The 17,477-nt window shown below is 70.0% G+C and carries 15 protein-coding genes and 1 pseudogene; 8 read left to right on the forward strand and 8 right to left on the reverse strand.

Annotation, left to right across the window (positions count from 1 at the left end; all coding sequences use genetic code 11):
- The first annotated feature begins 109 nt into the window (after positions 1-109).
- The 5 genes from QQM72_RS00080 (at position 110) to nudC (ending at position 10,322) form a co-directional block, all read left to right on the forward strand.
- On the forward strand, positions 110-496 hold the full coding sequence (locus tag QQM72_RS00080; RefSeq protein WP_314218734.1) for an MGMT family protein: 387 nt from the start codon (positions 110-112) through the stop codon (positions 494-496).
- 296 nt (positions 497-792) lie between these two features.
- Positions 793-4,122 carry an ATP-dependent helicase gene (locus QQM72_RS00085; protein WP_314218735.1) on the forward strand — a complete coding sequence of 1,110 codons (3,330 nt, stop codon included), beginning with the start codon at positions 793-795 and terminating at the stop codon, positions 4,120-4,122.
- Positions 4,123-4,226: 104 nt separating this feature from the next.
- A complete protein-coding gene (locus tag QQM72_RS00090) occupies positions 4,227-7,799 on the forward strand; it encodes an ATP-dependent DNA helicase (protein ID WP_314218736.1) in 3,573 nt (1,190 codons plus the stop codon).
- Positions 7,800-7,809: 10 nt separating this feature from the next.
- Positions 7,810-9,222, forward strand: coding sequence for a dipeptidase (locus QQM72_RS00095; protein WP_314218737.1), 1,413 nt, complete (start codon positions 7,810-7,812; stop codon positions 9,220-9,222).
- Positions 9,223-9,377: 155 nt separating this feature from the next.
- Positions 9,378-10,322 (forward strand): NAD(+) diphosphatase, encoded by a 945-nt coding sequence (nudC, locus tag QQM72_RS00100; protein ID WP_314218738.1) that lies wholly within the window; start codon positions 9,378-9,380, stop codon positions 10,320-10,322.
- Positions 10,323-10,401: 79 nt separating this feature from the next.
- Here the strand turns inward: nudC and QQM72_RS00105 are convergent.
- Positions 10,402-10,488: pseudogene (locus QQM72_RS00105) on the reverse strand (NrdH-redoxin); the annotation flags it as partial.
- Positions 10,489-10,550: 62 nt separating this feature from the next.
- Here QQM72_RS00105 and QQM72_RS00110 point away from each other — a divergent pair.
- Positions 10,551-12,254 carry a recombinase family protein gene (locus tag QQM72_RS00110; RefSeq protein ID WP_314218739.1) on the forward strand — a complete coding sequence of 568 codons (1,704 nt, stop codon included), beginning with the start codon at positions 10,551-10,553 and terminating at the stop codon, positions 12,252-12,254.
- 54 nt (positions 12,255-12,308) lie between these two features.
- Here QQM72_RS00110 and QQM72_RS00115 read toward each other — a convergent pair whose 3' ends face one another.
- Complete coding sequence (locus tag QQM72_RS00115; protein WP_314218740.1) at positions 12,309-12,926, reverse strand: helix-turn-helix domain-containing protein; 618 nt, start codon at positions 12,924-12,926, stop codon at positions 12,309-12,311.
- Positions 12,927-13,125: 199 nt separating this feature from the next.
- Here QQM72_RS00115 and QQM72_RS00120 point away from each other — a divergent pair, with 199 nt between their 5' ends.
- Together QQM72_RS00120 and QQM72_RS00125 are read left to right on the forward strand one after the other, a co-directional pair.
- Positions 13,126-13,314 carry a hypothetical protein gene (locus tag QQM72_RS00120; protein ID WP_314218741.1) on the forward strand — a complete coding sequence of 63 codons (189 nt, stop codon included), beginning with the start codon at positions 13,126-13,128 and terminating at the stop codon, positions 13,312-13,314.
- A gap of 352 nt (positions 13,315-13,666) precedes the next feature.
- Positions 13,667-14,251: a recombinase family protein gene (locus QQM72_RS00125; RefSeq protein WP_314218742.1), complete on the forward strand. Its 585-nt coding sequence runs from the start codon at positions 13,667-13,669 to the stop codon at positions 14,249-14,251.
- 65 nt (positions 14,252-14,316) lie between these two features.
- On the opposite strand, the gene QQM72_RS00130 is transcribed toward QQM72_RS00125, so the two are convergent.
- The 6 genes from QQM72_RS00130 to QQM72_RS00155 all read right to left on the reverse strand — a co-directional run bounded on the left by QQM72_RS00130 (position 14,317) and on the right by QQM72_RS00155 (position 17,456).
- Positions 14,317-14,724, reverse strand: coding sequence for an NUDIX hydrolase (locus QQM72_RS00130; protein ID WP_314218743.1), 408 nt, complete (start codon positions 14,722-14,724; stop codon positions 14,317-14,319).
- 169 nt (positions 14,725-14,893) lie between these two features.
- A complete protein-coding gene (locus QQM72_RS00135; RefSeq protein WP_314218744.1) occupies positions 14,894-15,118 on the reverse strand; it encodes a DUF7848 domain-containing protein in 225 nt (74 codons plus the stop codon).
- 290 nt (positions 15,119-15,408) lie between these two features.
- Positions 15,409-16,242 carry a helix-turn-helix domain-containing protein gene (locus tag QQM72_RS00140; RefSeq protein WP_314218745.1) on the reverse strand — a complete coding sequence of 278 codons (834 nt, stop codon included), beginning with the start codon at positions 16,240-16,242 and terminating at the stop codon, positions 15,409-15,411.
- Positions 16,239-16,754 carry a DUF6879 family protein gene (locus tag QQM72_RS00145; RefSeq protein WP_314218746.1) on the reverse strand — a complete coding sequence of 172 codons (516 nt, stop codon included), beginning with the start codon at positions 16,752-16,754 and terminating at the stop codon, positions 16,239-16,241. Before QQM72_RS00145 ends, QQM72_RS00140 begins: the two co-directional genes overlap by 4 nt.
- Positions 16,738-16,944 (reverse strand): hypothetical protein, encoded by a 207-nt coding sequence (locus QQM72_RS00150; protein ID WP_314218747.1) that lies wholly within the window; start codon positions 16,942-16,944, stop codon positions 16,738-16,740. Before QQM72_RS00150 ends, QQM72_RS00145 begins: the two co-directional genes overlap by 17 nt.
- A gap of 254 nt (positions 16,945-17,198) precedes the next feature.
- On the reverse strand, positions 17,199-17,456 hold the full coding sequence (locus tag QQM72_RS00155) for a mycoredoxin (protein ID WP_314218748.1): 258 nt from the start codon (positions 17,454-17,456) through the stop codon (positions 17,199-17,201).
- Between the last annotated feature and the right edge of the window lie 21 nt (positions 17,457-17,477).

Raw genomic sequence — 17,477 nt, forward strand, 5'->3', positions numbered from 1 at the left:
GGTGCAAACGCGGGGGCGCACAGTCTGCCTGAAGCGCCGCCCGGGGGCGAGGGTCACACAGGGTCGCGGGCCCGTCGCATTGTCGGTGCCGTGGGGCAGGATGGGGCGGATGAGCGAGCAGAGCACTCCGGACGACGCCCGCCCGGAGTACACGGACACGCTGCCGGAGTACGCCGAGCGGGTCCTCGAGGTCGCGGAGCTGATCCCGCCCGGGCGGGTCATGACGTACGGGGACGTCGCGGAGTGGCTGGAGGAGGGCGGGCCGAGACAGGTGGGCCGGGTGATGGCCCTCTACGGCGGCGCCGTCCCGTGGTGGCGAGTGGTCCGCGCGGACGGAACGCTGCTCCCGGGCCACGAGCTGCGGGCGCTGGACCGCTACCGCGCCGAGGGCACTCCTCTGAAGCAGGCGAGCAGGGCCGCGCAGGGGCACCTGCCGCGCCTCGACATGAAGAGGGCGCGGTGGGACGGCGGCGAGCGCGCGGAAGGTCACACCTGACAGCTTCCGCCATCGGGCGGTGCGGAGGGGATCTTGTGCCCCGTACGGGGGAAACGGTGCAAAGGGGGCACGTCCGCGGCATGGCGTACGTTCGAGGGGCGAAGGGTGTGCGTGGCGACGTGCGTGGCATCCGGGCCGGGAGGAGCGTGAGGGCCTCGGGAGAAGAATCGGAAGCCGTCCGTCCGGCCCGCTCGTCGGCGTAGCGTCGGCTGCACGCGTCCCCCTCATCCCGTGATCACCGCTCGCCCCGATCGGTGCTCCGTCAACCAGTACACCCACCAGGACCGGCGAACCACGTGAGCTCCTCTTCCTCCACCAGGCGCCTGTCGCACCCCCAGGGGCGACAGGGGGACCGTGGCGCTTACCGGCTGGTGCGTACGCCGCCGGCCCGGACGGGTCCCCCTCGTCTGGACGCCGCACAGCGCTCCGTGGTTGACCACGGTGCCGGCCCCCTGCTCGTCCTCGCAGGTCCGGGCACCGGGAAGACCACCACCCTCGTCGAGTCCGTGGCGGCCCGCATCGCCCGCGGGGGCGACCCCGAGCGCATCCTGGTGCTCACGTTCAGCCGCAAGGCCGCCGTGGAGCTGCGGGACCGGATGGCGCATCGCATGGGAGCCGCCCGCGCGCCCCAGGCGACCACCTTCCACTCGTACTGCTACGCCCTGATCCGCGCCCACCAGGACGCCGACCTGTTCGTGGAACCCCTGCGGCTGCTGTCGGGACCCGAGCAGGACGTGGCCGTCCGCGAGCTGCTCCAGGGCCAGCTCGACCTGCAACGGCTCGGTCTCGCGCATGTGCGCTGGCCGGACGAGCTGCGCGCCTGCCTCACCACGCGCGGCTTCGCCGACGAGGTCCGCGCGGTGCTCGCCCGCAGCCGCGAACTGGGCCTCGACCCCGCGGCCCTGGACGCCTTCGCGCACCGCATCGGCCGCCCCGACTGGCGCGCCGCCGCCGCCTTCCTCGCCGAGTACCTCGACGTGCTCGACCTGCACGGCGTGATCGACTACGCGGAACTCGTCCACCGCGCGGTCCTCCTCGCCCACCGCCCCGAGGTGGCCGAACGGCTCGCCGCGCGGTACGACGCCGTGTTCGTCGACGAGTACCAGGACACCGACCCGGCCCAGGTCCGGCTGCTGCACGCCCTCGCAGGCGGCGGCCGCAGCCTGGTCGCCTTCGGCGACCCCGACCAGTCGATCTACACCTTCCGGGGCGCCGACGTGAACGGCATCCTGGACTTCCCCGACGACTTCCCCCGCCCCGACGGCCGTCCGGCCCCCGTCGAGGTCCTGCGTGCCTCCCGCCGCTCCGGTGCCGGCCTCCTGGCCGCCACCCGGCTGCTCACCCAGCGGATGCCCCTGACCCGCCTCCCCGCCGAGAAGGTCCGTGCCCACCGCGAGCTGACCGCCGCACGCGACGGCGGCCGCGTCGAGGTCTACACCTACCCGACCCCCGGCACCGAGCTGGACAACATCGCCGACATCCTGCGCCGCGCGCACCTGGAGGACGGCGTGCCCTGGAGCGAGATGGCCGTCCTGGTACGCGCCGGCTCCCGCACGATCCCGACGGTCCGCCGCGCCCTCACCGCCGCCGGCGTCCCCCTCGACATCGACGGCGACGATCTCCCCCTGCGCCACGAACCCGCCGTGGCGCCCCTGCTGACGGCCCTGCGGGCGGTGGCGACGGCGGAGGCCTCCGCGGCGGCACCGGCGGGGGACGAGGCCCCCGAGGCCGGCGCGGACGCCTGCTGGCTGGACACCGAGACCGCCCTCACCCTCCTCGCCTCCCCGCTCGCCGGCATGGACGCCGCCGATCTGCGACGCCTCGGCCGGGCCCTGCGCGAGGAGGAGCGTGCCGCGGGCAACACGCTGCCGCCGCCCTCCGACGAACTGCTCGCGCGCGCCCTGGCCGAGCCGGAGCGGCTGGTCGCCCACGACCCCACGTACGCGCGCGGCGCCCAGCGCCTCGGCGCGCTGCTTGCGGCGGCCAGGCAGGGCCTCGCGCGCGGCGGTACGGCCGAGGAGGCCCTGTGGGGCCTGTGGGACGGCACGCCCTGGCCCACGCGTCTGGAGCGGGCAGCCCGGCGCGGCGGCGCGGCCGGACGTAACGCAGACCGCGACCTGGACGCCGTGTGCGCGCTGTTCGCCACCGCCGCGCGCGCGGAGGAACGCACCGGCGGCCGGGGCGCCCTGAACTTCCTGGCCGAGATCGAGGCCGAGGACATCGCCGCCGACACCCTCACCCGGCGCGCCGTGCGCCCCGACGCCGTACGTCTGATGACCGCCCACCGCGCGAAGGGCCTGGAGTGGAGCCTGGTCGTCGTGGCCGGCGTCCAGGAAGGGCTGTGGCCGGACCTGCGCCGCCGGGGCTCCCTCCTGGAGGCGGACCGCATCGGGCGCGACGGACTCGCCGAGCCGCTCACCCCGGGAGCGCTGCTCGCCGAGGAGCGCCGCCTGTTCTACGTCGCCGCCACGCGCGCGCGTGAGCGGCTCGTCGTCACCGCCGTGAAGGCGCCCGCCGACGACGGGGACCAGCCCTCCCGCTTCCTGGCCGAACTCGGCGTCGAGCCCAAGGACGTCACCGGCCGCCCGCGCCGCCCCCTGGCGGTCGCCGCGCTGGTCGCCGAACTGCGCGCCACGACGGTCGACCCACGGGCCTCCGCCCCCCTCCGGGAGGCCGCCGCCCGCCGGCTGGCCCGGCTGGCCGCGCTCGCCGACGAGGACGGCAGGCCCCTGGTGCCGTCCGCCCACCCGTACCGCTGGTGGGGCATGTTCGAGCCGACCGAGAGCAAGGTGCCGCTGCGCGACCGCGACCAGCCCGTCGTGCTCTCCGGCAGCGCCCTCGACCAGCTCGCCAACACCTGTGCCCTCCAGTGGTTCCTCGGCCGCGAGGTGAAGGCGGACGCCCCCGCCACCGTCGCCCAGGGGTTCGGCAACGTGGTGCACGTGCTCGCCGACGAGGTCGCCTCCGGGCACACCCCCGCCGACCTCGACGTCCTCATGGAACGCCTCGACTCCGTGTGGAACGCCCTCGCCTTCGACGCCCCGTGGAAGTCCGCGCAGGAGAAGACACACGCGCGCGTGGCGCTCGAACGCTTCCTGAAGTGGCACGTGATGGACCGCACGGGCCGCACACCGGTCGCCAGCGAGCACGACTTCGACGTCACCCTCGAAGCGGGCGAGTACGAGGTACGCATCCGCGGCCAGATGGACCGCGTGGAGGCCGACGCCGAAGGCCGTGCCTACGTCGTCGACTTCAAGACCGGCAAACACGCGCCGACCGCCCGCGAGGTGGAGCGCCACCCCCAGCTCGCCGTGTACCAGCTCGCCGTCCGCGAGGGCGCCGTCGACGAGGCCTTCGACGGCGTACGGCCCGCTCCGGGCGGTGCCGAACTCGTCCAGCTGCGGCAGAGCGCCGCCAAGCGGGACGGCGGCGAGAGCCTGCCCAAGGTGCAGGCGCAGGAAGCACTCGAGGGCTCGGCGGGGGAGTGGGTCGGCGACCTGCTCGCCACCGCGGCCGGCAAGGTCCTCGACGAGCGCTTCACACCGACCGCCGGCCAGCAGTGCACCCACTGCGCGTTCCGCGCCTCGTGCAGCGCCCGGCCCGAGGGACGGCACGTGGTCGAGTGACAGACCCGTGTGACGGACCGCACCACTGGTGTTGACCTGCGCTTCTCTTCATCCCTGGGGGCGTTTTGTCATCGACTGTCAGTGCCCGCCGCTAGCCTCTCCCCATGCCCGCCCGTATCAGCGATCCCGAGCAGCTCAAGGAGCTCCTCGGGATCCCCTTCACCCCGGAGCAGACGGCCTGCGTCACCGCGCCGCCCGCCCCGCAGGTGATCGTGGCCGGAGCCGGGTCGGGCAAGACGACGGTGATGGCCGCGCGCGTGGTGTGGCTGGTCGGCACCGGCCAGGTCGCCCCCGAGCAGGTCCTCGGCCTGACCTTCACCAACAAGGCCGCCGGAGAACTCTCCGAGCGCGTCCGCAGGGCACTGGTCAAGGCGGGCGTCACCGACCCCGACCTCATCGACCCGGACAACCCGCCGGGCGAGCCGGTGATCTCCACCTACCACTCCTTCGCGGGCCGCCTGCTGACCGACCACGGCCTGCGCATCGGCCTGGAGCCGACGTCCCGACTGCTCGCCGACGCCACCCGCTACCAGCTCGCCGCCCGTGTGCTGCGCGAGGCCCCCGGCCCGTACCCGTCGCTCACCCGCTCCTTCGCCGACCTGATCAGCGACCTCCTCGCGCTCGACGCCGAACTCGCCGAACACCTCGTCCGGCCCGAGGACCTGCGCGCGTGGGACGCCGCACTGCTGAACGGCCTGGAGGGCGCCAGACTCACCAACGCCGACCTGCGCAAGGTGCCCGAGACGGCCGCCGCCCGGCGCGAACTGGCCGAGCTGGTGCTGCGCTACCGGACCGCCAAGCGGGAGCGCGACCTGCTCGACTTCGGTGACCAGATCGCCCTGGCGGCCCGGCTCGCCCAGGTTCCCGAGGTGGGCCCGATCCTGCGCGAGGAGTTCCGTGTGGTCCTCCTCGACGAGTACCAGGACACCTCGGTGGCCCAGCGCATCCTGCTGGCCGGCCTGTTCGGCGGCGGCACCGGGCACCCCGTGACCGCCGTCGGCGACCCCTGCCAGGCCATCTACGGCTGGCGCGGCGCCTCCGTGGCGAACCTCGACGACTTCCCCGAGCACTTCGCGCACACCGACGGAAGCAGGGCGCGACGTCAGTCACTGAGCGAGAACCGCCGCAGCGGCGGCCGCCTCCTGGACCTCGCCAACGGCCTCGCCGAGCCGCTGCGCGCCATGCACGCGGGCGTGGAGGCCCTGCGCCCGGCCCCCGGCGCCGAACGCGACGGAGTGGTGCGCTGCGCCCTTCTGAACACGCACGCCGAGGAGATGGACTGGATCGCCGACTCCATCGCCCACCTCGTGCGCACCGGCAAGGCACCCGGTGAGATCGCCGTCCTGTGCCGCACTGCCACCGACTTCGCGGAGATCCAGGGCGCGCTGGTCGCCAGGGACATCCCCGTCGAGGTGGTGGGTCTCTCCGGTCTCCTGCACCTGCCCGAGGTCGCCGACCTGGTCGCCGTCTGCGAGGTCCTCCAGGACCCCGGCGCCAACGCCTCCCTGGTCCGCCTGCTCAGCGGCCCGCGCTGGCGCATCGGCCCCCGCGACCTCGCGCTCCTGGGCCGAAGGGCACGGCTGCTCGTCACCCACGCGCGCGGGGGCGGCGACGACGACCCGGACCGCCGTCTCGCCGAAGCCGTCGAGGGGGTGGACCCGTCCGAGGTGATATCGCTAGCGGACGCCCTCGACACCTTCCTGGAGACGCCCCTGTACGGCGACCGCGGTGCCGGGTACGACGACGGGCTGCCCTTCTCGCCGGACGCGCGCGTACGGTTCGCGCGACTCGCCACCGAGCTACGCGACCTGCGCCGGTCCCTGGCCGACCCCCTCATGGACGTGCTGCACCGCGTCCTCGCCGTCACCGGCCTCGAGGTCGAACTCTCGGCGTCCCCGCAGGCCCTGGCCGCCCGGCGCCGCGAGACCCTGTCCAACTTCCTCGACGTCGCCGCCTCCTTCGCCGCGAGCGAGAGCCAGGCGAGCCTGCTGGCCTTCCTCGGCTTCCTGCGCACCGCCGCCCAGTACGAGAAGGGCCTCGACAACGCCCTCCCCGGCGGCGAGAACACCGTCAAGGTGCTCACCGCGCACAAGTCCAAGGGCCTGGAGTGGGACGTCGTCGCCGTCCCCGGACTGGTCACCGGGACCTTCCCCAGCGGCCAGGGCCGCGAGAAGTGGACCGCCCAGGCCAAGGTGCTGCCGCACGAACTGCGCGGCGACGCCGACACCCTCCCCGACCTCGACTCCTGGGACGCGCGGGGGATGAAGGCCTTCCACGAGGCCATGAAGGACCACCAGCACACCGAGGAACTCCGCCTCGGGTACGTCACCTTCACCCGCCCCCGCTCCCTGCTCCTCGGGTCCGGCCACTGGTGGGGCCCCACCCAGAAGAAGCCCCGCGGCCCGTCCGACTTCCTCCGGGAGCTGTACCGGCACTGCGCGGCCGGGCACGGCGAGATCGAGGCCTGGGCGGACGAACCCGAGGAGGACACGGAGAACCCCGTCCTGCACCGGCCGACGGCCGACCAGGTCTGGCCGCTCCCCCTGGACGACGACTCCCTGGCCCGCCGCCGCGCCGCCGCCGAGACCGTCCTCGCCCACCTGGAGGACCTCGCCGCGCACCAGGACGGCAACCCCGGTGCCACCCACGACCCGGACACCTACGACGACCCGGACTGGCCCCCGCCACCTGACGAGGACGAGCTCTCCTACGAGCCCAGGTACGACGAGCCCAGGTACGACGAGCCCGGGTACGACGAGCCCGGGTACGACGGTCCCGAGTACGGGGAGCCGTCGTACGACGAGTCCGACCCGTTCGAGGACGCGTCCTTCGACAACGCCCCCCTCGCCGTGCCGCACCAGGCGACGGCCCCCGAGCTTCCCGTGACCCGTGCGCGCAGGCCCTCCCTCACCCCTGAGGAAGCCCGCGCCGTCGCCTCCTGGGACCGTGACCTCGACGCACTCGCCGGCGAGCTGCTCCGCGCCCGCCGCAGCGTCACGGACGTGACTCTTCCCACGACCCTGACCGCCTCGCAGGTCCTGAGGCTGGCCGCCGACCCGGACGGCCTCGCGCAGGAACTCGCGCGCCCCATGCCGCGCCCCCCGCAACCGGCCGCGCGCCGGGGCACCAGGTTCCACGCATGGGTGGAGGCCCGCTTCGAGGAGCTGACGCTCCCCCTGCTGGAACCGCACGAGCTGCCCGGCGACGACGCCGAGATCGCCGACGAACACGACCTGGAAGCCCTCAAGGAAGCCTTCGAGAGCACCGAGTACGCCCACCGCACGCCGTACCGTGTCGAGGCACCCTTCCAGCTGGCCCTCGCCGGTCGCGTCGTACGGGGCCGTATCGACGCGGTCTACAAGGAGGGCGACGGAGACACGGCCACCTACGACATCGTCGACTGGAAGACCCACCGGGCCCGCACCGCCGACCCCCTCCAGCTCGCTCTCTACCGGCTCGCGTGGGCCGAGCAGCAGGGTGTGCCCGTGGAATCCGTCACAGCGGCGTTCCTCTATGTACGCGGCGGCGACGTCGTACGACCGGAGGGCCTGCCCGATCGTGCCGCCCTGGAGCGCCTGTTGACCGGGGAAGACGGTGCCGAGGACGCCCGCGGCGGACCGGCCGCGCAAGCAGACCCCGCGCGACGGCCCGGCGAGGATGTCGGTGCGGGCCGATAGGCTCGTGACCATGAGCCATACCGTTGACAGTGCCGTCAGCGCCGTCCGCACGTACATCGAGCAGCACCGCGCCGCCTTCCTCGACGACCTCGCCGAATGGCTGCGCATCCCGTCGGTGTCGGCACAGCCCGACCACGCCCCCGACGTACGGCGCAGCGCGGACTGGCTCGCGGCCAAGCTCAAGGAGACCGGCTTCCCGACCGTCGAGGTCTGGCAGACGCCGGGCGCTCCGGCCGTCTACGCGGAGTGGCCGTCCGGCGATCCGCAGGCTCCCACCGTCCTGGTCTACGGCCATCACGACGTACAGCCCGCCGCCCGCGAGGACGGCTGGGACACCGACCCCTTCGAGCCCGTCGTCCGCGGGAACCGCCTGTACGCGCGGGGAGCCGCCGACGACAAGGGCCAGGTCTTCTTCCACACCCTCGGTGTCCGCGCCCATCTCGCCGCCACCGGCCGCCCGGCCCCGGCCGTCGGCCTCAAGCTGCTGATCGAGGGCGAGGAGGAGTCCGGCTCCCCGAACTTCCGCGCCCTCGTCGAGGAGCAGGCGGACCGGCTCGCCGCGGACGCCGTGATCGTCTCCGACACCGGGATGTGGTCCGAGGACACCCCCACGGTGTGCACCGGCATGCGTGGCCTCGCCGAGTGCGAGATCCGGCTGTCCGGCCCCGACCAGGACATCCACTCGGGCTCCTTCGGCGGTGCCGTGCCCAACCCCGCCACCGCGGCCGCCCGCCTGGTCGCGGCCCTGCACGACGAGCACGCGCGCGTGGCCGTTCCCGGCTTCTACGACGGCATCGTCGAGCTCACCGACCGTGAGCGCGAGCTCTTCGCCGAGCTGCCGTTCGACGAGGCCCGATGGCTGCGCACCGCCAGGTCGCGCGCCACCCACGGCGAGGCGGGACACACCACCCTCGAGCGCGTCTGGGCCCGCCCCACCGCCGAGGTCAACGGCATCGGCGGCGGCTACCAGGGCCCGGGCAGCAAGACGATCATCCCGTCCTCGGCCTTCGTGAAGCTGTCGTTCCGGCTGGTCGCCGGCCAGGACCCCGCGCACGTGGAGAAGGCCGTCCGCGCCTGGGCCGCCGAGCAGCTGCCCGCCGGGATCCGGCACGAGATCACGTTCAGCCCGGCCACGCGCCCGTGTCTGACCCCGCTGGACCACCCGGCGCTCCGGTCCGTGGTCCGCGCCATGGGCCGCGCCTTCGAAGGGCCCGTCCGCTTCACCCGCGAGGGCGGCTCGGGACCTGCCGCCGACCTTCAGGAGGTCCTCGGCGCCCCCGTGCTCTTCCTGGGCATCTCCGTCCCCTCGGACGGCTGGCACGCGCCGAACGAGAAGGTCGAGCTGGACCTCCTCCTCAAGGGCGTCGAGACCACCGCGTACCTCTGGGGCGACCTGGCCGAGAACTGGCGCCGTGCGCCCTGACGCCCCCGCACGGTCCGGAGCGGACACGCGCGCGGGGCACACTGGAAAGACCGCCCCGCACCGCGACACCGCACCGAAACCGGTCGCCTTCTGCCGTACGTCCCGCTGAACCGCCCGCCGAAACAACCGTTCCACCGGGGGAGTTGGAAGTACCCGTGACCACCTGGACCGACCACAACGCCGATCGACCCATCTCGCTCACAGCGCCGAGCGGAGTCGACCGGGCCGCCCACCACCGGCTCGACGAGGCCTGGCTCGCCGCGGCGTGGAGCCACCCCACGACACGCTGTTTCGTCGTCTCCGGCGGCCAGGTCCTCATCGACGAGACGTCCGAAGGCCACACCGAGCTCGTCACGACCCCGTCGTTCGAGGCGCCCCTCACCGAGGCGCACCGCTACTTCCTGGGGACCGACGAGGACGGTGTCAGCTACTTCGCCCTCCAGAAGGACGCGCTCCCCGGCCGCATCGACCAGTCCGCGCGCCCGGCCGGTCTGCGCGAGGCCGGACTGCTGCTGTCGCCGCGCGAGACGGGACTGATGGTCCACGCGGTGGCCCTGGAGAACTGGCAGCGCCTGCACCGCTTCTGCTCCCGCTGCGGCGAGCGCACGGTGATCGCCGCGGCCGGCCACATCCGCCGTTGCCCCGCCTGCGGCGCCGAGCACTACCCGCGGACCGACCCCGCGGTGATCATGGCCGTCACGGACGAGGAGGACCGCATCCTCCTCGGTCGCCAGGTCCACTGGCCCGAGGGCCGCTTCTCGACCCTCGCCGGCTTCGTCGAGCCCGGCGAGTCCATCGAGCAGTCCGTACGCCGCGAGGTCTTCGAGGAGGCCGGCATCACCGTCGGTCAGGTCGACTACATCGCCAGCCAGCCCTGGCCCTTCCCGTCCAGCCTCATGCTGGGCTTCATGGCCCGCGCCACGTCCACCGACATCAACGTCGACGGTGACGAGATCCACGAGGCCCGCTGGTTCTCCCGTGACGAACTCGGCGCCGCCTTCGAGGCCGGAGAGGTGCTGCCCCCCTACGGCATCTCCATCGCGGCCCGGCTGATCGAGCTCTGGTACGGCAAGCCGTTGCCGACCCGCAGCTTCATCTGACCCATGACGCGGGAAGGGCGGTCCCCCCGACACCTCGGGGGGACCGCCCTTCCCACGTGCGGCTCCGCACCGAACGCGGTTACGCGCCGATCTTCTGCTTCACCTGCGCCAGCGACGGGTTCGTCAGCGTGGAGCCGTCGGGGAAGAGCACGGTCGGCACGGTCTGTAGACTTCTCTCCTGCTTGTGGCGGCCAGGGGAGGCCGCCCATGTCATGGGGAGGGGCAAGGATGAGTGACAAGACCAGGGCGCTTGGCGTGGTCCGTCTGTCTGTAGGGAACGAGAACCAGACCGGCGAAGAGACGCAGCGCACCCGCATCAGCAAGTGGGCAGACGCCAAAGAACTGGAGCTGGTCGACTTCGCTGTGGACATCGATGTGTCAGCGTCGATCTCGCCGTGGATGCGTCCGTCTCTGGGGGACTGGCTCAACAACAAAAGAGACCAGTTCGACCACATCATCATTCTGAAGATCGACCGCATTGCTCGGTCGGTCCGCCACCTCTCGGACATCATCGAGTGGTGCGAGGCGAACGGTAAGGGCCTCATCTCCTGTGAGGAGGGCTTCGACCTCTCGAAGCCGTGGGGCAAGACGATCGCCAAGATCCTGGCCGTGGTCGCAGAGGCCGAGCTGGACGCCATCAAGGCCCGTAACAAGGCTTCCCGGGAGACCATGCGGAAGACCGGCCGCTGGCCGGGTGGCCTTGTCCCGTTCGGACGCAGAGCGGTGAAGGGCGACGCAGGCTTCACCCTCGAACTCGACCCCGAGTACGGCCCGACGCTGATCGAGATGATCCGGCGCTTCATCGAGAAGCCGAGCTTCTCGGCCGTTGCCGACTGGCTGAACGAGCAAGGCGTACCCACGGCTCAGGACATCGCTCGTATCCGCGCGGCGGCAGGCGAGAGCACAACTCGACTGGCGGACCCGAAGCCTCGGGGAGCCAGGTGGACGCCGACCACAGTGCAAGCCGTACTGACCAGCCGCTCTCTGCTCGGGGAGTACGTACGTGCCAATGGTGCCGTTGTCCGTAACGACGACGGCACACCCGTCACGCGCTCTGAGCCGGTACTCAACGAGGAGGAGTGGGCGAAGCTGTCGGACGCCGTCGCCTCGGTCAAGTACAAGAAGCAGAAGGGCTCCACGTCGCCGACGGTGGGCGTGACGTTCTGCATGCTGTGCGGCAGTTCTCTGTACTTCGTGAAGGGCGACCCGGCCAAGGGCAAGCGAGAGCGGTACCGCTGTCACGGCAACAAGAGCAAGGGCATCCAGGCATGCCCGAATCAGAGGTTCTGGGCCGAAGACCTGTACCCCTGGCTGGAGTCGACCCTGTTGGGCGAGATCGGTCACCTGGAACGGATGGAGTCGAAGACGACCATCGACGACAGCCGTGCGGCGAAGCTCGCCGTTATCGACGGCAGGATGAACCAGCTTCTGAAGGAACTCCAGCAGGGCGAGATCAGCGCCGTCGCGTACGCCTCGCAGGTCGCCAGCCTTGCCCAGGACCGGGAGAAGGTCACCAACGAGGAGGGGCCGAAGCCGGTGACCGTGTGGACGGGTACGGGCGAGGGCTACGCGGAGTGGTGGGAGCGGTCGAGTGTCGACGAACGGCGTGAATGGCTGAAGAAGCACAAGGTCAAGGCGTACTTCGGACATGACGTCCTGGCCATCGATCCAGGCGACCTGATCGAGAACATCAAGCAACAGGGCATCTCGTACTGGGACCTGCCCTCCAAGTCTTCTCAGGTGCTCTCACCGATCACGCCGATCTCGTTGCACGGAAAGCCGTACGAGAGGCCGAAGCCGCTTACGGGTGTGGAGTGGGAGATCGTCAGCCGTTGGGAGGACTTCGACGCGGAGCGGGCAGCGCAGCGGGCGAAGGCTGAGGAGGAAGCCGAGGGAGCAGAGGGAACCGAGATGGTTCCGATCTCTGCCTGATGCAGGCTGAGCAACCGAGGAAGGCCCCCGACCTGGGGGCCTTCTGTCTTCCGATCAGAAGGGCGGGGGCTCGTGCCCTGCTTCTTGAAGCCGGTCGGTCAAGCCGTTGTAGTTGAAGTCCACCGGCGAGGGAGCTGCGTATGGCTCTCCAAACCAGCGTCGACGGCGCTCCTCCTGCTTGACCGTCTCCACGTCTACGAAGGAGAAGGAGGGGGCCGAAGGCCCCCCAAGGGAGCCAGCCCCTTCGTCTTCCTTCTGGGGGCCGCTCACGCGGCCCACCTTCGCCGGCTGCTTGTGCTCTTCGTCTTCGCCCTGTCGGCCCCCTGCCGGGGGCCGCTCTTCGCCTACCGGCTTGCTCTTCGCCGTTGGCTCTTCACTCCTACCGCCGTCGCCCTTGAAGGTATGTAGGTTGTATGGCTCCTCAGCCATACCCCCCTGCTTCGGCAGCGTGAGCCGGTAGATCACCGGACCGTCCGGCACCTTGCCTGTCTTCGCGAGCCAGCCAGCCTTACGCAGCCTGCCGACGATCTTGTTGACCGTCTGCTCTGGAGCCTTCCCGCCGTAGCCGAGTTCCCTGGCGATCGTCCCGTTCGACGGGCACACGTTCTCGCCCGTCTCGTAGTCCGCGTACAACGCCATCGCGACGCCGACCAACTTCTCTGCGATCTTCATGTCGGAGCGCACCAGCGCACGACGCCACACGTGTTCCTGTATCTCGGGTTTCCCTTCTACCGGTGACAACATCCGCCCCGCCACCATCGCAGGGGAACCCGAAATGTACAGGGCACAGAAGGGAAAGCGCAGGTCACTGCATGTGAGGCGCCTCTCAAAATGCGGCCGCACACGGGCCCATCCTCGCTACGCTGGCGTGATGAGCAATCCCGACAGCGCCCCTGACTACGACCTTGCGTTCGCCCTCCAGGTCACCGGCTTCGAGCTGGCCACCGAACCACCGGCCCCGGACACTCCGCTCGCCCGCATCCTCACCTTCGCCGCTGAGCATGGGTACGAGGCGCTGACCGATGAGCACTTTGAAGCAGCGATGCGCGAGACTGAATGACTCCGTCATGCACCTACTGAGCTGCACTTTCACCGCTGCATGACGGCCCCGTTCACTCCCTCAATCGCCCTTGAAACCGTGGCGCAATCTTGGCCGGTAAGACACGGCGGTCGGGCAAGGCCCCTCCAGGGGGTCATCCCCCACCCCTTCCGCCGTCGCTCCCTCTCACCTGTCGCCAGCCACAGGCCGCCGACCGTGGCGCAGCGTGACCAGGAACGGGCGTCTCGAAAACCAAGGTTTGTGAGACGAGACGGCAGGCGCCCCACAAGGGGGCGCAGCACTGTTCAAAACCCGTCTCGAAACTTCCGTCTCGGGCTTGACGTATTGAGACGAGTTCTGAGACAGTCCGGCCATGACGACGAACACGATCACTGGCCAGCTCATCGGTTACGCCCGCGTCTCCACCGACGACCAGGAAGCGCAGCTTCAGCACGACGCACTGACGGCCGCAGGCTGCGCCCGCATCTTCGAGGACAAGGCCAGCGGGAAGAGCACCAACCGGCCAGAGCTCACGGCCGCACTGGACTACGCCAGACCCGGCGACACCCTGTGCGTGTGGAAGCTCGACCGCTTCGCCCGGTCGCTCATCGACCTTGTGACCATGGTCGACAACCTTCGAGAGCGTGGCATCGGGTTCAAGGTGCTCACGGGTGCGCTGGCCAGCATCGACTCCGGCACGGCCGATGGCCGTCTCATGCTTCAGGTGGTCGGGGCCATGGCGGAGTTTGAGCGCAGCCTCATCAAGGAGCGCACCCGTGCCGGACTCGACGCAGCCAAGGCGCAGGGGCGTACCGGCGGACGGCCCACCGTGGTCGATGAGGACGTGCTCACTGTGGCCCGTGCCAGGAAGTCGAAGGGCGAGAGTGTGAGCGCCATCGCCAAGGCTCTCGGGATCTCCCGAGCAACCCTGTACCGCCACCTCGGCGAGAGCGCCTGAGACAGGCGCACACAGGCGCATCCCACACCAGAGCGGCCCCCCTTGTCGGGGGCCGTCCGCGTTCCCTACCGCGTAGCCGTCTCCACATCGGACACGCCGTTGACCAGTACGGGCAGGGGCACCCCTTGGGCGCTGGCTACAACGGCGTGCCGGACGTATCCCGGCTCCATCTCTACCTCGGCCAGCGTCGCCCACCGTATGGGCAGCAGGGTGCCCACGTGGGAGGGAAGCCGTGCCAGCGTGCGCGCCCGTTCCTCCCCAACGAACCCGCCATCCATGACCACGGTCAACGTGTCCGGCTCACTGGCGAACGTCCCGCCCGGCGAGTGGTCGACAGCCAGCACCCGAGCAAGACGCAGCGCCAACCCTGTCTGACGTTCCAGCACCCGCGCCCCCACAGCGGGGATGGCTTCACCCTCGGGCACCTCGGCCCCCGGCAGGGACCATGCCCCGGTGGACAAGTCCTTGACCATGAGGACACGCGGCCCGTGTGGGTGCTCTGCGAGCACCAGGACCAACACCCGTAGCTGTCGCATCACAAGCCTCTCTGCGCCCCTGTGGGGCGCGTGCAGGGGTTCGACGATGAACGGCCCCTGCCGACCACGGGGGAAGCCGACAGGGGCCAGCGCAGGGCGCGGTCGGTCACTCGTCCCGGACGACCATCGCGAACGATGTGCAGATGCGCCGGAACCCTGCGTGTCCGCTCCGGCCGGTGTGGCTCATGCACTCCACGTCGACCGCTGCGCCGTCCGTCGAGGGCGTGGCCGTCCACTTGCAGTGAAGGCACTCCGCTTCGAAGGTCACTTCAGTGTCCGGGTGCTGCGTGATCCGGTGCTTCACGTACCGCAGGATCGTGCGACTACCCATCGCTGCCCGGCTCCCCGTGCTGCTCTGCGAGGTGCCGACGCAGGCACACGTTCGCGTCCGTCACCGCGCTGTAGTCCGACACCGATCGGGCGTTCTGCCGACGATTCGCGAACCCAAGGCATTCCGAACATCCAGGCACGAGCGCAGGCTCCCCCTCAAAGGGCGAGAGCGTGGAGCCCTGCTGTCTGCGTGCCGCCATTCGAAACCTCCCGGCATGGGTTGTCCGTGCCAAGCAATGATCGGCCGAGTGACGGCCGTTCGTGCAGTTCAGTCACGTCATGGACTGAAGATCATGAGCGGCACGCAGCCGACCACTCGGCAAGCCTTGCTCGAAGCTCTTCCCCGAACAATGCGGATTCCTCGTACCCCGCGAATTCCTTCAAGTAGCTCTGAACGTCTCGGCCGTCGCGCAGTACAAGACTTCCCGCCGAGGTTTCGATGGTGACCAAGGAGGTGTCGTAAATGGTGAAGGTGTTCAGCGGAGTTCTCGGGGTTGTTGCCCCTACGGGAATCACTCCGATACGCAGGTTCGGGAGGTAGGACAGGGAAGACAAGCGGTCCATCTGTTCGGCCAACGCCAACGGGGAGACGACCGGCCAGCGAATCGCCTGCTCGGTCAGAAGGAACGTGAATCGCTTCGAGGTGTCGTACAGGATGGCTTGCCGTTCCAGCTTCCCCGCCACTGCTTTACTCGTATCGGCCGGCGAATGGGCGAGGCTCGACCGTACGTATTCCGGCGTGGCGAGTAGCCCAGTAACCATCGAGAGCAGGAAGTAACGCATGTGCGCCGAGGACGCTTCGAGCGCCTTCAATTCCGTCTGCCGCGTCCCGAGCCCCTTACGGCGAAGCTCTCGAAGGTTCCGCCATTCCGTGTTCGCCAGCCTGGCGAGCGCCGACACTTCGGCGACCAGTTCGGGCGGAGCTTCGAGGGCTCTCAGGATCTGCTCGACGTCGACCAGAGACGGCCGTGTCCGGCCGTTCTCAATCCGGCTCACCTTGGACTGAGACATGTTGCAGCGCGCTGCGAGCCGATCCCCTGAGAGACCGGCCCGCTTGCGTAGATCTCGGAGCAGCGAAGCAAGTTCCGGGCCGGACTCGCCAAGCTGCTCTGCTTCGAACGTCACTCCTTCACGTACTCCAGAAAGGGAATCGATTCGGTGACGGCGATTCGCTGGTACTCGACGAAGTCGGCCGGCTCGCCCTCGTACAGTTCGCGGCTGATCTGCGTCCCGTCGTCCTCGTAATGCATGAGAACGACCGTCGAGCGATCGAACATCCAGAAGTCCCGAACATCCGGCAACGGATTCTCTCGTTGAGTCACGTCGAGGATTCGCACATCTTCCCCGGCAAGTACGTGCGGGGCGTAGTACCGAGAGAACTCGAATCGCAGATACTCGGAGAGCGGCCGAGTCACGATGTGCACTCGGCCCTTACGCTTCCCTTCGCCGCGTAGTCGCTTCAGGTCTTCTGTGTACGCGGACGAGTAGGTGTGCGGGTCGATTCGCTTACCGGCCCGGAATGCTTCGAGCTCTCCGGATTCTTGCGGTACGAGGTACTGGGGCAGGGTCTCCAGTCGCCATGCCTCCGTCTGGAATTCCCGGAGCATTGCCCTCCACTCGTCACCATCCAAGAGCACGAACAGCCTCCCGAAGAATGCTCTCGGGAATCTCCACAAGCCCTTCCCCCTGCGGTGGGGTGAAGGCGTCGGACGTGTCGCCCTGAACGACGAACGTTCCCCGCTGCGTGCGGTACACGTTCGGGCAGTCGTCTTCGCCGCACTCCCCATTCCCGTTACCGGTAAGCCGAGTCAGCTCTTCGCGTGCCATGCGAAACCCCCTTGTTCGTGGCCCCGGTTGGGGCGTTGGACACGACCGTACGAGGGGCACGCTCGGGCGTCCATGCATGTTCGTGGGTATGCACGTTGTTGCATGAAGTACCCCGGCGAGGCGCCGCACAGGACTGCGGCGGCCTGTCTTGACGGCGGGTGACTGGCAGTGCGTGGGCTCGCTGTCCGCTTCCCTTACATACAGAGCGCCCCCTCCGGTGACCTTGACCAGAGGGGGCGAAGCGCTGGAGAGCGTCAGACCGCGAGCGCCTGCTTCACCTGGGCAAGGCTCGGGTTCGTCATCACGACCTCGGCGCCACCGTTGGAGGGAACTACCAGAACGGTCGGAACCGTCTGGTTTCCGCCATTGGCCTTCTCCACGAACGCCGCGGACTGCGGGTCCTGCTCGATGTTGATCTCGGTGTATCCGATGCCCTCGCGGTCGAGCTGCTTCTTCAGCCGCTGGCAGTAGCCGCACCACGTGGTGCTGTACATCGTCACAGTGCCCAGCATGTCTTTTGTGCTCCTTCGGCG

The organism is Streptomyces zaehneri, assembly GCF_032248645.1.
Classification (GTDB): domain Bacteria; phylum Actinomycetota; class Actinomycetes; order Streptomycetales; family Streptomycetaceae; genus Streptomyces; species Streptomyces coriariae.